We start from the raw sequence: 14,893 nt of genomic DNA, 5'->3' as shown, positions 1-14,893 counted from the left end.
CCGGAATCCACAAGGTCCGAAGCATCCGACACGCAGCGACATCTCCAAGGAGTGCCCGATGAGCACCGCACGCTTCAGCGACTGGCTGACCACCCGCCAGCCCTTCGTACTGGGCCTGTTCCGCATGGTCCTGGGCGTCCTGTTCATCAGCGAGGGCGCCGCTACGGTCTTCGGGGTGCTGGGCCGGACGGCCAGCCCCGTGGGTGACTGGCCGTTCTGGTACGCCGGGGTGATCGAGCTGGCATGTGGTGTCCTCATCCTCCTCGGAGTCACGACGCGCGGTGCGGCCTTCATCAGCTCGGGCATCATGGCGTTCGCCTACTTCACCGAGCACCAGAAGGACGGCCTGTTCCCGCTGCAGAACGGCGGCCTCGCCCCTGCGCTCTTCTGCTGGGGATTCCTTCTCCTCGTGTTCTTCGGGCCGGGTGCCCTGTCCCTGTCGGTTCTCGTGGGCCGTGGGGAAACCGACGTCCGGCCCGCTGCTCGTCCGGAGCCCGGGCAGCGGGTGGGCGAGTAGGCTGCGCCAGGACGAGGACGTCCGGCACGGGATCTTTGCGCCAGAGTCCTTGACACTGGTCACCGCTGTGCCGACGGAGCCGGTCGGTGTGGCGGGCGACGTCGTCGACGCACGCCGCGAGGTCGGGGTGTCCGGACACCAGATGCGCGTGCGTCACCGTCAGGGGGCCGACGAGGGCGTCGGCGTCGTTCTCGGCGAGGGCTGCGGTGAGTTCGGCGAGAGGGGTGCGGACAGCGGCGGGGAGATGGGCGAGCGCGATGATCTGGCCGACGAGCTGGCGCAGGTCCGCGGCGTTGGCGCGGGCCCATGCGGTGCCGGTGCGGTCGGCGGCGCGGCGGTCGCGGGTGGCCCGCACCCGTTGCTCGCCCGTGGACCCCGGGGTTCCGGGGCGTACGCGCAGGTAGCGGCGTTCGGCGGCCTGGCGGCTGGAGACACCCAGGGGATGGGCGAGGTCGGCCCAGCTGGCGCCTGCCTCCCGGGCCTCTTCGATCAGGCCCGGTTCCCATCCGGCGGGCTGATCGCGGACTTCGCGGAGCGGCGGGAGCGCGGCGAGTGCCTGCTCCGAGCCGGCCCGGCCGGGCCCGGGGCGCACCTCGTCCTGTGATGTCCGGGCGGTGTGCAGGGCTTCGTGGATCGTGTTCAACGCGGCGGCGGCGAGGAAGGACGTGGGGGTGAGACCGCGGGCGCGGGGGTGGGCCGATCGTCACTGATCATGGAATCCTCAAGAGACGCTGTCGTCATCCCGGTGACACTCAACTTGTCATCACTTGGATGACATGTTACAACGAAGGCAGGTGAACCGCATTGGCAGCAAAGTGCCTGACCTGAACACTGGAGGTGTTTCACCATGTTGATGCGCACCGACGCCCCCTTCCGTGAGCTCGACCGGCTCACCCAGCAGCTCCTGAACACGACCGGCACATGGTCGCGGCCGTCGGCGATGCCCATGGACGCCTACCGTGAGGGCGAGGAGTACGTGATCGCCTTCGACCTGCCCGGCGTCTCCACGGACGCGATCGAGATCGACGTCGAACGGAATATGCTGACCGTCAAGGCCGAGCGACGGCCCGTCACCAAGGCGGACGACGTCCAGATGGAGCTCTCCGAGCGGCCCCTGGGAGTCTTCTCCCGTCAGGTCGTGCTGGCCGACACCCTGGACACCGAGCACATCAAGGCGGACTGCGACGCGGGGGTGCTGACCCTGCGTATCCCGATCGCCGAGCGAGCCAAGCCGCGCAGGATCGCCATCGGCGGCTCCGCCCACAAGGAGATCGGCGGCTGACCCCCTCCCAGCCGCGCGGGGTACGGGGGGGGGAGGGAGACGGCCTGCGCTGCGGCCGCCCCCCCTTGCTCTCCGTCCCCTGCATTCACCGCCATCCACGCAAGAACGCAGTGACAGCCGTACGACAGGAAGTGTTCCCGGGCCAGGTCAAGGAACCCGACGGACCGCAACCTGCGGTTCGGCCGCCCCCGGCTCGTAGGGCCGAAGGCAGCGACGTCCCCTCCCCCGACCGGGCGGTCTCGGGGGCCGGCGAAAGGACCCCGGCCCCCTCCCTCACCGTCTCCTACAAGAAAGGCAACCGCTCACCGATGATCCCCCAGCAGGAGCCGTGCCGGTCCACCGTCAGCACGGCCTACGAGCAGATGCTGGAAAGAGTGCGCTACGAAGGCGCATACCCCACCCGCGCACGGGCCGAGCAGGCCGTGCGCGCCGTGCTGGCCTCCCTCGGGCGGCAGCTGACAGGTGACGAACGGGTGACACTGGCAGCCGAGCTGCCCCACGAAGCCGCCGCTGTCATCACATCACAGACACCCGCCGCCGAGCCCCTCACCGGCTGGGGCTTCGTCGAGGATCTCTCCTCCCGCACCGGCGGCACACCAGCCACCACCCGCTGGGACACCGGCACCGTCCTGCGCATCGTCGCCCAGTTCACCGACGAGAAGCTCCTCGACCGTGTCCTCGCTCAACTTCCCACCGGCTACGCACTGCTGTTCGGCCGCGCCGAACTCACCCAAGCCGCCTGACACCCGGGAGCTGTGCTGCCGGGGAACGGGGCCGGGACGCCGCAACCGGACGGGAGAAGGAGCTGCATGCCCGGTATCTGATCGGCTGCGACGGAGCACACAGCACCGTTCGCGAAGGGCTCGGCCTCTCCTTCGAAGGGGCGGCCCTCCCCGAGGAGTACATGCCGGCCGACGTTGACTCCGACTCGGACATGCCCTCCGGGTACGGCATACGGTTGAGCCACCGCGCCGACGACGGTTCCACTCGCGCCAAACGCGCTGTCCGCGGGCCGTGGCACGGGAAACAGACGCGCGCCATGGGTGGAGACCTGCACCTCCGTCGGCGTACCGCCGCTGTGGACGAGGTGCTCGCGGCACACGTCTGGCTACGGGGCCGCCTCGTGAATCACGAGTTTGAACTCGGCGAGCGTCGCCAGCCGAGGGCCGGCGTCATTGTGCGTGACGCGCAGCGCCAGGGGTGTGCTGGGCTCGACGAAGATGCCGTGGTTCTTGACGTAGTACTGGTCGCCCGGTGTCGGGGTTCGTGGTCAGGCCGAGCGGGTCCCGCACGAACTGGTCACGCAATTCGGTGTAGCCACCGGAGGGGCCGACCGTCTCCCACTGGATCATGGCGTGCAGATGGCCCCAGCCCGCTTGGGACGGCCAGATCAGCCCACTGCGGTCGCCCGTCGCCCAGTTGCTCACCACGTACCCATCGGGCTGGACTGCCTGGTGTGTCCCGAACCGGTCGGTCGGCTCCGCCGCACCGAACGGAAACCTCACTATTCGGCACGTACTGCCGGGTTGGATCAGCTGGTGCGTGTCGGTCTTGAGGGAACACACCTGCACTCCGGGGGGCGGGGGTCGCGTCAGCAGACATACAGCGATGCTGCCCGCCGTCGGATCGGCCGATGCCGGGACCTGCCGATCCGACGGCGGGCGGCGCTCGACGCACGGCGAACCACGGAGTGTGTGCGTGCGCCATCCTGTGCTCAGGCGGGCTACAACCATCGGCCCTCGGTACGAGTCCTGTCGGTTGCCGAGCATTCGCGGGCGCGGCCGACTGCCCGCACGACGTGAGGGGTCCGCCTTGTCCTCCCCTGCATTGCGCAGGTCCGCCGTCGCTGCGGTTGCGGTCGTGGTCACCGTTACGGGGGGGGGCGGCACCCGCGGTGTCCCGTGCCGACGTCCCCTCGTCCGGTTCCGTCGCATCCGGTGTCACGTCGGTGTCCCCGGTCGACCTCGACGCCGCCGGTTGTCCCGACGTGGCCATCGCCGCCCCGGGAGGGATCGTCAACGGCAGGGCCGAGGCCGGGTACGTAGCCGTCGTCTACGGAATGGCCAGGGGGCCGAACGGTGTCAAGCGTCAGCTGATCAGCCAGAACCGTTACGGCATACCGGGCACGGCGGAGGCGGGTGACCGCTTCGGCAGCCATCTCGCGGCGGCCGACCTGGACGACGACGATTTCACCGATCTGGTGGTCGGGGCCCTCGGCGAGGACGCCGACGGAGCACGTGACACCGGGCGGTACACCGTGCTGTGGGGAAGTATGGGCGGGCTCGCCACCGCCACCGCCACCGCCATCGGCCGGGGGACGTCGCCGAGCCGAGCGGGCGACTTCGACGGAGACGGGCACCCCGACCTGGCCACGGCTCAGCACGTCCGTTACGGGCCTTTCAGCCGTACGGGTGGAGCCGCTCGCACCGGCGGCCCCCTCGTCTCCCCGGGCATCCGCGTGGATGTGATGGAAGCGGGCGATGTGGACGGCGACGGCATGACCGACCTGGTCGTCAGCGGTGGCAGGCCGGCCCGGGACGGCCTGCCGGTCGCGCCGACGCGCCGACGCGCCGACGCGCCGACGCGCCTGCAACTGCTCAGGGGCACGGAGAGTGGCCCGATGGCCGGGGCGTTGATCGCCCCCACGGAGACCGTGTCCGCGGACAGCATCGCTCTGGGCGACGTCGACGGTGACGGCCCCCAGGACGTGGTCTTCGGACGCAACGCGGCGGGTGGCGGCGGCCTGCTGGGCGTGGTGCGGGGCACGGGGGACGGTCCCGGGGCGAGGGCCACGCTCATCGGCCAGGACTCCCCCGGTGTCCCGGGTACGGGTGAGAGCGGTGACCGCTTCGGCACCGACGTGGCGGTCGGTGACGTCACCGGAGACGGTTACGCCGACGTCGTCACCGGGGTCCCCGGCGAGGATCTGGCCGGACGTGAGGATGCCGGCAGGTTCGTCGTTCTGCGGGAGAGCGCCACCGGCTCCACCGGCGGTTCGGTGCAGGTCTTCGGTCAGAACACGGCCGGCGTTCCCGGATCGGCCGAGGACGGCGACCGCTTCGGCCAAGGCACCGCCGTCGTCGGCGGGCACGTCGTGGTCTCCGCGCCGGGTGAGAACGGCGGATCCGGTGCCATGTGGGCCTTCACCGGCACCACGGCGGGGATCACCGCCACCGGATCGGTGAGCTTCGGGCCGGGCACACTGACCGCGCCCACGGCCGGCGCCCGCCTCCGCGCCCGGTATCTGACGGACAGCGGTCCGATGGGCTGAGAGCGGAGGTTCAGGACGACTCCCGCACCACCAGCTCCGTCGGTAGCGTCAACTGCTGCCGGGGTGAGCCGTGTTGGGTGATGTCGGTGAGGATCCGCGCCATCGTGCGGCCCAGTTCCTCCACCGGCTGACGCACCGTCGTCAGAGGCGGGTTGGTGTGGCGGGCGAGGACGGAGTCCTCGAATCCGACGACGGCGACATCGCCGGGCACCTGCCGCTTGTGGCGGCGCAGCTCGGCCAGGGCGCCGACCGCCATCAGGTCGGAGGCGGCGAAGACGGCGTCCAGGTCCGGGACACGTTCAAGAAGCGAACGCATCGCGCGGCTGCCGCCCTCCTCCGTGAAGTCACCTGTCTCAGCCAGGAGTTCACTCGCCGGCATTCCCGCCTCCCGGTGTGCGTCACGCCAGCCGGCGAGCCGGCTGCGGCCGACGTCCATGTCCAGCGGCCCGGTGATCGTGGCGATTCTGGTCCTGCCGCCGCGCAGCAGGTACCGGACCGCCTCGATGGCGCCTCCGGCGTTGTCGGAGTCGACGTAGCTCAGCCGTTCGCCCGCGTTGCGGCGGCCGGCCAGCACGGTGGGCAGCCCCATCTCCTCCAGCATGCCGGGCAGCCGGTCCTCGGAATGGACGGAGACCAGGAGAACGCCGTCCACACGGCGCGTTGCCACCGACTCGGTCAGCTGGTCCCGTTCGGCCTGGTCACGGACGAGCATCAGCTGGAGCTGGGTCCGGCTCTCGGCGAGGGCGCCGCTGACGCCCCGGATCAGCGCGGCGAAGAACGGTTCCGAACCGAGCCGGCTCTCCGACTCCGGGATCACCAGGGCCACGGCGTTGGTCCGGTTGGTCACCAGGCCGCGGGCGACCGAGTTCGGAACGTAATTGAGCTCCTTGATCGCCGCCAGGACCCTGGACCGCGCGTCGGCACTGACCAGATCCGATCCGTTGACGACACGGGAAACCGTGGTCCGGCCCACGCCGGCACGGGCGGCGACGGTTTTGATCGTGGGGCGGCGGTCCCCGGCCATGTGTTCCCCCTCTTCGGCAGTCGCGGCGACACCGGCCGCGGAGTTGACCAGCGGCAATTCTTGCAGACAGCGCAAGCGCGTCAGGGCCCGGGGACCGAACGGCGGACACCGGCCCCGGACCACAAGTTGTGTTCAAGTCATTGACAGACCGGCTGCGCTGCCAGGAGTCTTCGGTCCAGTGATGGGAACGTGCCCACCTCGAAGTGGGCACGTTCCCACCCCATTGCCAGAGCCGCTGTGGTCATTGCGGAAACCGTCACTCCGGTGCGTCAGCGCCGTCGCTAGGAGGAGATCCATGGGCAGTCCCGGTTCGTTGCGTACGAGGGCGGTGGCGGCGACCGCGGTCGTCGGCGCGCTGACGCTCGTCGTCGGCTGCAGCAGCAACAATGATTCGGCCACGGGTGGTGGCAAGGAGGACGGCAAGGTCACCATCACCATGGGCCTGTACGGGGTGATGGGCATCAAGGAGACGGGCCTTCTCGAGCAGTACGAAAAGGAGAACCCGGACGTCGACATCAAGGCCGAGATCGCCGGTGACGAGCAGACGTACTACACCGCGCTGCAGACCAGGCTCGCCGCCGGCAAGGGCCTGAAGGACATCCAGGGCATCGAGATCGGCCGGGCCAAGGAGATCACCGAGACCCAGGCGGGCAAGTTCGCGGACTTCTCCGACGTATCGGGCACCGACCACTTCCTGCCGTGGAAGGAGTCCCAGATCAGTACCCAGGACGGCAAGGTGCTGGGCCTGGGCACCGACATCGGCCCGATGGCCGTCTGCTATCGCAAGGACTACTTCGAGCAGGCCGGCCTGCCCACCGACCGCGAGGAGGTCGCCAAGCTGTGGGAGGGGGACTGGCAGAAGTACGTCGAGGTCGGCCGCACCTTCAAGAAGGACTTCAAGGGTGACGACGTGTCCTACATGGACGCGTCCAGCGGCCTGTTCAACGCCATGGTCTACGGCTACCCCGAGCAGTTCTACGACGCCGAGGGCGAGTTGATTTACGACAAGAACCCGGCCGTCAAGGAGGCGTGGAACCTCGCCGCCGACGCCGCCGAGGACGGTCTGAGCGCCAAGCTCCGCCAGTTCCAGCCGGGTTGGGACCCGGGCCTGGCCAACGGCACGTTCGCCACGGCCGTGTGTCCGGCGTGGATGCTCAGTCACATCAGCGAGAAGGCCGGCGAGCCGAACAAGGGCAAGTGGGACATCGCCAGGGCCCCCAAGGGCGCCAACTGGGGCGGGTCCTTCCTCGGAGTGATCGACCAGAGCCCGGTGAAGGAGGAGGCCAAGAAGCTCGTCGCCTGGCTGACCGCGCCGGAGCAGCAGGCCCACATCTTCAAGGAGATCGGCAACATCCCGTCCTCGCGAGAGGCACTGGAGAGCGACGACGTGAAGAACGCCGGGTCGGAGTACTTCAGCGGCGCGCCGATCGGCGAGATCTTCGGCGCCGCCGCCCAGGAGATCCCCGACGAGCAGGTCCTCGGCCGTAAGGACGGCACGATCAAGGACACCTTCTCCCAGGGCCTGACTCTGATCGAGCAGCAGGACACCCCGCGTGACGAGGCGTGGAATACCACCGCGGAGCGCATCGAGAAGGCCGTCGGCTGACCCGTCGCCCCATCGGCCGTCCGGGCCCGTCCGCAACCTGCCGACGGGCCCGGGGCGGCTCACACATCCGCTCCCAGGAAGGAAAAGTCGGGTGGCCACCTCCACCACGAAGGCCCTGGCCGGCGGGGACCCCTCGGGCCCGCCGCCGAAGACGGAGGGCGAGGGCACCGCCCGGCGGCGCGGCGCGCTGCTGCACCGGCTGGACGTCAGAGGCGCCCCGTACGCGTTCGTCGCGCCGTTCTTCGTCGTCTTCGCCGCCTTCAGCTTCTACCCCCTCGTCTACACGTCGTGGATCTCCCTGCACCGGGTGGAACTGGCCACCCTCGACGTCATGGAATGGGTGGCGTTCGACAACTACGTCGAACTCTGGAACGACGCACGGTTCTGGAACGCGCTGGCGAACACCCTCACCATCGGTGTCATCTCCACGGTGCCGCAGCTGCTGATGGCGCTCGGCCTGGCGCACCTGCTCAACTACCGGATGCGCGCCTCGCTGTTCTTCCGCGTCGCCTCGCTGGTCCCCTACGCCACCTCGGTCGCCGCCGCGGCCCTCGTGTTCACCATGATCTTCGAACGCGACTTCGGCATGATCAACTGGGCGCTCGGCACGGTCGGCATCGACCCGGTGAACTGGGAGGCCGACAAGTGGTCCGCCCAGGTCGCGATCTCCACCATCGTCATCTGGCGCTGGACCGGTTACAACGCGCTGCTCTATCTGGCCGCCATGCAGGCGATCCCCGCCGAACGGTACGAGGCCGCCGCCATCGACGGCGCCTCCCGGTGGAAGCAGTTCACCCACGTCACCGTCCCCGGAATCCGCTCCACCATCGTCTTCACCATCGTGCTCTCCACGATCGGCGCCACCCAGCTGTTCGGCGAGCCGCTGATCTTCGGCCAGGGACCCAACGGCGTCACCGGTGGCGCGGACAACCAGTACCAGACCCTGGGTCTGCTGCTGTACGAGGAGGGCTGGAAGAACTACCAGATGGGCCGCTCGGCCACCGTCGCGTGGGCGATGTTCCTGCTGCTCGTCCTCGTCTTCGTGGCGCAGCGCCTGATCAAACGCCTGCGTTCCCGTACGTCCTGACCTGGAGTCGCCATGACCATCCACAGCCTCCCGGCCCGGACGGACACCCCGGCCGGGCCCTCCGCCGAGAAGCCGGGCCGCGGCGGTCGCCGGCTGATGCGCCCGCGTGCCGGCCGTCAGCACCACGCCGGCCCGCTCGCCTACATCCTGCTCGCCGTCATGGCGGTGCTGTCGATCTTCCCGCTGTACTGGACGATGGTGGCGGCCTCCACCGACAACACCCGGGTCAGCCAGACGCCGCCGCCGTTCCTGCCCGGCCCGAACCTGTTCAGCAACCTCGCCCGAGCCTGGGACGAGGCGGCGATGGGCAAGGCCATGGTCAACAGCCTGATCGTGGCCGGGGTGATCGCCCTGTCCACGGTGATGTTCGCGACCCTGGCGGGTTTCGCCTTCGCCAAACTGCGGTTCAAGGGGCGCAACGCCCTGCTCATGCTGGTGATCGGCACCATGCTGGTGCCGCCGCAGCTCGGCGTCGTACCGCTGTTCATGATGATGTCCGAGCTGGGCTGGTCGCAGCAGCTGCCCGCCGTCATCTTCCCCACCCTGGTGAGCGCCGTCGGTGTCTTCTTCATGCGGCAGTACCTCTCGGAGGCGCTGCCGGACGAACTCGTCGAGGCCGGACGCGTGGACGGGGCGCACTCGTTGCGGATCTTCTGGAGCATCGTGCTGCCTGTCGCGCGGCCCGCGATGGCGGTCCTGTTCATGATCACCTTCGTGCACGCGTGGAACGACTTCTTCTGGCCCTTCGTGGTGCTCGACATGACCAACCCCACGGTCCCCGTCGCCCTCACCCAGCTCAGCGCGGGCTATGTCCGCGACCAGTCGCTGATCATGGCCGGCGCGCTGCTCGGCACGCTTCCGCTGCTGGTCATGTTCATCGTCTTCGGCCGCCAGATCGTCAGCGGCATCATGGCGGGCGCCGTCAAGGGCTGAACGCCCCGTCAAGGGCCGGTCGAACGCGCCCGCCGCTCCGACGCGCAGGCGCTCGCGAACCACCCACGCCCTCGCCCCCGCTTCCCCCCTCACCACCCCGAAAGGACTTACGTGGTCACCGCAGCACAGCAGACCGCGTCCGCCCCGGACGCCGCCCGCACCTTCCCCAAGGGCTTCCTCTGGGGCTCCGCGACCGCCTCCTACCAGATCGAGGGGGCCGCCGCCGAGGACGGCCGCACACCGTCCATCTGGGACACCTACGCCCGTACCCCCGGCCGGGTCCGCAACGGCGACAACGGTGACACCGCCACCGACCACTACCACCGCTGGCGCGAGGACGTCGCCCTCATGGCGGAACTCGACCTGGGTGCCTACCGGTTCTCCCTCGCCTGGCCCCGGATCCAGCCCACCGGCCGGGGCCCCGCCGTCCAGAAGGGCCTGGACTTCTACCGGCGCCTCGTCGACGACCTGCTGGACAAGGGCATCCAGCCCGTCGCCACCCTCTACCACTGGGATCTGCCGCAGGAGCTGGAGGACGCCGGAGGCTGGCCCGAGCGGGCCACGGCCGAGCGGTTCGCCGAGTACGCGGCCCTCGCCGCGGACGCCCTGGGCGACCGGGTGAAGACCTGGACCACCCTCAACGAGCCCTGGTGCAGCGCCTTCCTCGGCTACGGCTCCGGCGTGCACGCCCCCGGCCGCACCGACCCGGTCGCCGCCCTGCGCGCCGCCCACCATCTCAACCTGGGCCACGGCCTGGCCGTCCAGGCACTGCGCGACCGTCTCCCCGCCGACGCCCGGTGCTCGGTCACTCTGAACATCCACCAGGTCCGCCCGCTCACCGCCGACGACGCCGACAACGACGCGGTCCGCCGCATCGACGCGCTCGCCAACCGGGTCTTCACCGGCCCGATGCTCCAGGGCGTCTACCCGGAGGACCTGCTCAAGGACACCGCGGAACTGACCGACTGGTCCTTCGTGCGCAACGACGACCTGCGGCAGATCCACCAGCCGCTGGACTTCCTCGGCGTGAACTACTACACCCCCACCGTCGTCTCCGCGACCGACGGCAGCGGCGCCCACACCTCCGACGGACACGGCAGGAGCGCCCACAGCCCCTGGCCGGGCGCCGACAAGGTCGCCTTCCACCAGCCGCCCGGCGAGACCACCGCCATGGGCTGGGCCGTCGACCCCACCGGCCTGTACGACCTGCTGCGCCGCCTGGCCGCCGACTTCCCGCGGCTGCCGTTGTACATCACCGAGAACGGCGCGGCGTTCGACGACTACGCCGACCCCTCGGGGCAGGTCAACGACCCCGCGCGCATCGCGTATGTGCGCGACCACCTGGCCGCCGTCCACCGGGCCATCGTGGACGGCGTCGACGTACGCGGCTACTTCCTCTGGTCCCTGCTGGACAACTTCGAGTGGGCCCACGGCTACAGCAAGCGCTTCGGCGCCGTCTACGTGGACTACCCGACCGGCACCCGCATCCCGAAGGCCAGCGCCCGCTGGTACTCCGAAGTGGTCCGCAGCGGCATCCTCCCCGGAGCCTGACCCGGTATCGGCCCGGTGCGGCACCCGCGCGGGCGCCGCACCGGAGGCGGGGGAGGAGCGTTCACACGGTGCCATGGGGTCGTCCCCACGGCCCGGTTCAAGGACTTCAACTTCAAGCTCGTCGTCATCGAGCAGCTCATGTACGTCGACGAGAAGCTGACCCCGCAGTTCAGTCTGGCCGGCCTCCTGAAGGAGAAGGGCCTCGGCGACGACACCTGGGAGTACGCCCAGAAGCACGACCTGGCGTACAGAGTGGTGTCCGAGGCGCGCGCGTACCTCGAGTCGCTGGAGCTCGGCGACGAACTCCTGGCCGGCGTCGAGGAACTGCGCGTGGACGGCGGCAACCGGGTGTACCGGAAGTGCGCACCGGTCTGGGACGGCGAGGACGGCCTGTTCGACGTCACCTCCCTCGAGGACCTCGCTCTCCTCCCGAACCTCCGCCGCGTCCTGGGCTCGGAGCTCCTGGGCCCCGACCTGGCGGGTGTCCTCGAGAGCCGGGACATCGCGGCCGACCAAGGCCTGCCCGGCGGATCCTGCTAGTCACCTGGCCCGGGCACCGGGCATGATGCCGAGGTGGATGACCGGGCAGACTTCTTCATCGCGCCCGACGACGAGTCGGCGGCTGCAGCCAAGGGCTTCAGCCCACGCAGAGCATTCGAGATCATTCCTGTGGGCATCTACGATCCAGCGGACGCCGCAGGCGAGTGGAAGAGCCTCCTCACCGGAGACAGTCCGCAAGGGCTCCTGCGGGCCGGCGAGCCGCAGGTACTGACTGAGATCACGAACGATGGCTGCTACGTCTTCGTGATTTCAGAGCGCCTCCAGGCCCTGCTCACGGCCAAGGACGCGCTGCGGCTCGAAGAGGTGGCTCGTAAGCGGTCGCACCTGCGGCGGGCTGATGGGGAGCTCGTCGAGGAAGGCGAGGCCGTCAGCCACCTTGCGGAGCTGGCATCTCTTGCCCGCGCTGCCACTGGCCGGGGAGCCCGGCTCTACTGCTCCGTGCGGTAGCGCCCCGGGAGGCACCACAACCTGATCGAGGCGGGGGTGATCGTGCCATGACCACGTGTGCGCACTTGCCTCGCCGCTGCCGATCGCCTGGGTGACCGCCGACTCTGTCTACGGCGCCAGGAGCGGCGCTTTCGACGTTTGCTGGAAGAGATCGCCCGCGGCCAACCGGCTCGACCGGTTGCCCATCTCGAAGTTCCACAGAGTCACCCTCGTCACATGGTCTACGAGGCGGGAGAACGGCTGTCGGGCTCCGCCGCGCTCGCCCGCGGCACCGTCACCGCGTTCGTCTGATGCCCTGGGTGTGCGGTGAGCTGCGATGCCACATCGAGATCCCCGATCGCTACCGGAGCTGATCGCAGTGCGCCGGGCCTCGGCCCGGCGGTGGAACGATCGCTGTGCCGTGGTCCCGCACATCGCGGCCGACGCCGCCGCGGCAACCGGTTTCCCCCAACGGGCGTACGCGCACGTGAGGACTTCGGGGCCGGCGCTCCGCGCGGAGGGACTCCGCCGCCCTCAACGGTTCCCGGGCCTGTGGGACGCTTCACCGACGGCGTGTGCCGCTCGCCGCCAGGCGGCACTGACCGCACCATGCGCAACAGACGTACCTTGCGCCGTCTTCGCCGGCAGACGCACCGGACTACCGATGTGCACGTGGAATCGGGGGCGGCCCACCGGGGCAGTGAGCACACCGGTCAGTTGCTTCGCGGCCGTTTCCGAACAGAGACGCCGGGCCCCCGCCTGACCGGCGGGGACCACCGGCGCACCGGTCGTGGCCACGAGCCGCGCGAGACCGGTGCGGAAGGGCAGAGGCGCGGCACTTTTCGCGTCCTGGCCCGGGGGAGACCACCTTCGGCGTAGATGAGTACGTGACGCCCCGCTCCGAGCACCTCGGCCGCGGCTGCGAGGGCCTCCGCCGCCCGCGCCGATCCCCGGTGGACGGAAATGTGCCCCTCCCTGGGCAACGACCGGCCCAGCACCGGTACGCGCCAGAGACCCGCCGTGGCCAGGACCGCCGGCCTCACGCCCACGGACCGCAGGGCGGTCAGTACGACCGCCGGGTCGGCCAACGAGTCGTGGTTGGCGACGAAGGCACTGCCCACGGGGCACGGTCCGTCCGCCTCGCGGGTGACGGTGAGGTGCCCGAAGAAGGGCAGCAGGGCAGCGGCAGCACGGCTGAGCATGGTCGGCCTTTCGACACGGGAATACCTGCTCGCCAGCTTCACGTGCCGAGGCCTTCCGGCACATGAGTATCCGCACCTGCGGGTACCGCGTGGCTTCCCCCATGACACGGGGCGAGGGCAGCGCCCGGTTGCTTCCCTGCTTCCGCCGGGCGCTTGGCGTGCCGGGCGCAACCGCGGCACGGACGGGGTTACCGTCGGCGGCATGGGCGGTGATCGCCAGAGGTGGCGCGCGTGTGTGCTCGGCGGTGCGCTGTTCGCCGTATGCATGGTCGGCACCACGCTGCCGACCCCCCTCTACGGCCTCTACCAGGAAAAGTTCGGGTTCTCCGAGCTGACCGTCACCGTCGTGTACGCCGTGTACGCATTCGGCGTCATCGGTGTCCTGCTGCTGGCGGGCAGCGTCTCGGACACGGTGGGCAGGCGCCCGGCGCTGCTGTGGGGCCTGGGGTTCGCGGCCCTGAGCGCCCTATGCTTCCTGTGCGCCACCGGCCTGGGATGGCTGTACACGGGGCGGCTGCTGTCGGGACTGTCCGCCGGCCTGTTCACCGGGGCCGCCACCGCGTACGTCATGGAACTGGCACCCTACGGCGGCGCCTCTCGTGCCACGTTCGTCGCCACCGCAGCCAACATGGGCGGGCTGGGATGCGGTCCGCTGCTCGCGGGAGTGCTGTCGCAGTACGCGCCCTGGCCGCTGCACCTGCCGTTCGCCGCGCACCTGGCCCTGGTGGCCTGCTCGGCCGTTGTCCTGCTCCGGCTTCCGGAGACCGTACGTGAGCGGCGGCCTCCGAGCACCGCACGTCCGCGACGGCCCGGAGTGCCTCCTCAGACGCGGGCGGTGTTCGGTTCGGCGGCGATCGCCTCGTTCGTGGGCTTCGCGCTGTTCGGGGTCTTCACGTCGGTCAGTCCGGCGTTCCTCGCCGAGTTCCTGAACGTGCACAACCGGGCCGTGAGCGGCCTGGTCGTCGCGCTGGCCTTCTTCGCCTCCACGGCCGGCCAACTGACCGTCGGCCGGATCGGTCCGGCGCGGTCGCTGCCCTGGGGATGCGCCGGGCTTTTCGCCGGTCTGGCTCTGCTCGCGGGCGCGTTGCACTGGGACCTGCTTTCGCTGGTGGTGCTGAGCGCGCTCGTCGGTGGCGCCGGGCAGGGGCTGGCCTTCCGCGGGGCGCTGACCGCGGTGGCCGGGGCATCTCCGGCGGGCGAGCGGGCGGCCGTGATCTCGACGCTGTTCGTCGTGGCCTACGCGGGTATCTCGGTGCCGGTGATCGGTGTGGGAGTACTGACGGGCCCGATCGGCCTGGAGGGAGCGGGCCTGGTGTTCATCGCCTGTATGGCACTCCTGGTCGTGACCGCGGCCGTCTACCTCCTCCGGCGACCGGTACCGGCACGGACGTGAACGCAGGGACGGGCGCGACACACCCCTCGCGTGTTCGCGA

Annotated in this window: 13 protein-coding genes and 3 pseudogenes; 13 read left to right on the top strand and 3 right to left on the bottom strand. The window is 70.1% G+C overall.

All coding sequences use genetic code 11. The features are described 5' to 3' along the window. The first annotated feature begins 58 nt into the window (after positions 1-58). The 5 genes and pseudogenes from HUV60_RS32600 to HUV60_RS32580 form a co-directional block, all read left to right on the top strand. Positions 59-517: a DoxX family protein gene (locus HUV60_RS32600; protein WP_257853662.1), complete on the top strand. Its 459-nt coding sequence runs from the start codon at positions 59-61 to the stop codon at positions 515-517. 67 nt (positions 518-584) lie between these two features. Further along, complete coding sequence (locus tag HUV60_RS34180) at positions 585-1,121, top strand: hypothetical protein (protein ID WP_443047480.1); 537 nt, start codon at positions 585-587, stop codon at positions 1,119-1,121. Between the two features lie 243 nt (positions 1,122-1,364). Further along, positions 1,365-1,799 carry an Hsp20/alpha crystallin family protein gene (locus HUV60_RS32590; protein WP_257853661.1) on the top strand — a complete coding sequence of 145 codons (435 nt, stop codon included), beginning with the start codon at positions 1,365-1,367 and terminating at the stop codon, positions 1,797-1,799. Positions 1,800-2,107: 308 nt separating this feature from the next. Continuing rightward, on the top strand, positions 2,108-2,542 hold the full coding sequence (locus HUV60_RS32585; RefSeq protein ID WP_257853660.1) for a DUF2267 domain-containing protein: 435 nt from the start codon (positions 2,108-2,110) through the stop codon (positions 2,540-2,542). Between the two features lie 44 nt (positions 2,543-2,586). Further along, a pseudogene (locus tag HUV60_RS32580) lies at positions 2,587-2,784 on the top strand (FAD-dependent monooxygenase); the annotation flags it as partial. Positions 2,785-2,907: 123 nt separating this feature from the next. On the opposite strand, the pseudogene HUV60_RS32575 reads toward HUV60_RS32580, so the two are convergent. Continuing rightward, positions 2,908-3,370, bottom strand: a pseudogene (locus HUV60_RS32575) (hypothetical protein). Positions 3,371-3,693: 323 nt separating this feature from the next. Between HUV60_RS32575 and HUV60_RS32570 the strand changes: the two are divergent. Next, entirely contained in the window at positions 3,694-5,070 is a 1,377-nt protein-coding gene (locus HUV60_RS32570; protein WP_257853659.1) for an FG-GAP and VCBS repeat-containing protein, read from the top strand. 10 nt (positions 5,071-5,080) lie between these two features. On the opposite strand, the gene HUV60_RS32565 is transcribed toward HUV60_RS32570, so the two are convergent. Then, positions 5,081-6,094 carry a LacI family DNA-binding transcriptional regulator gene (locus HUV60_RS32565; protein WP_257853781.1) on the bottom strand — a complete coding sequence of 338 codons (1,014 nt, stop codon included), beginning with the start codon at positions 6,092-6,094 and terminating at the stop codon, positions 5,081-5,083. A 295-nt stretch (positions 6,095-6,389) separates the two neighbouring features. Here HUV60_RS32565 and HUV60_RS32560 point away from each other — a divergent pair, with 295 nt between their 5' ends. From HUV60_RS32560 to HUV60_RS32535, 6 genes are all read left to right on the top strand, one after another. Beyond that, complete coding sequence (locus HUV60_RS32560; protein ID WP_257853657.1) at positions 6,390-7,700, top strand: ABC transporter substrate-binding protein; 1,311 nt, start codon at positions 6,390-6,392, stop codon at positions 7,698-7,700. 91 nt (positions 7,701-7,791) lie between these two features. Next, positions 7,792-8,787 carry a carbohydrate ABC transporter permease gene (locus HUV60_RS32555; protein WP_257853655.1) on the top strand — a complete coding sequence of 332 codons (996 nt, stop codon included), beginning with the start codon at positions 7,792-7,794 and terminating at the stop codon, positions 8,785-8,787. 12 nt (positions 8,788-8,799) lie between these two features. Beyond that, positions 8,800-9,720: a carbohydrate ABC transporter permease gene (locus HUV60_RS32550; protein ID WP_257853653.1), complete on the top strand. Its 921-nt coding sequence runs from the start codon at positions 8,800-8,802 to the stop codon at positions 9,718-9,720. Positions 9,721-9,831: 111 nt separating this feature from the next. Next, positions 9,832-11,271 (top strand): GH1 family beta-glucosidase, encoded by a 1,440-nt coding sequence (locus HUV60_RS32545; RefSeq protein ID WP_257853652.1) that lies wholly within the window; start codon positions 9,832-9,834, stop codon positions 11,269-11,271. Positions 11,272-11,286: 15 nt separating this feature from the next. Beyond that, a complete protein-coding gene (locus HUV60_RS32540) occupies positions 11,287-11,811 on the top strand; it encodes a DUF6892 domain-containing protein (protein ID WP_257853651.1) in 525 nt (174 codons plus the stop codon). Between the two features lie 33 nt (positions 11,812-11,844). Beyond that, positions 11,845-12,279, top strand: a complete 435-nt coding sequence (locus HUV60_RS32535) for a hypothetical protein (RefSeq protein WP_257853649.1) — start codon at positions 11,845-11,847, stop codon at positions 12,277-12,279. Between the two features lie 513 nt (positions 12,280-12,792). On the opposite strand, the pseudogene HUV60_RS32530 reads toward HUV60_RS32535, so the two are convergent. Next, a pseudogene (locus HUV60_RS32530) lies at positions 12,793-13,460 on the bottom strand (lysophospholipid acyltransferase family protein). 202 nt (positions 13,461-13,662) lie between these two features. On the opposite strand from HUV60_RS32530, the gene HUV60_RS32525 reads away from it, so the two are divergent. After that, positions 13,663-14,853, top strand: a complete 1,191-nt coding sequence (locus tag HUV60_RS32525; RefSeq protein WP_257853647.1) for an MFS transporter — start codon at positions 13,663-13,665, stop codon at positions 14,851-14,853. The last annotated feature ends 40 nt before the right edge of the window (positions 14,854-14,893 follow it).

Origin of the sequence: Streptomyces sp. KMM 9044, assembly GCF_024701375.2 — a bacterium.
Classification (GTDB): domain Bacteria; phylum Actinomycetota; class Actinomycetes; order Streptomycetales; family Streptomycetaceae; genus Streptomyces.
Note: the sequence above shows the minus strand (reverse complement) of the source record. Positions and strands in the feature narration are given on the sequence as shown.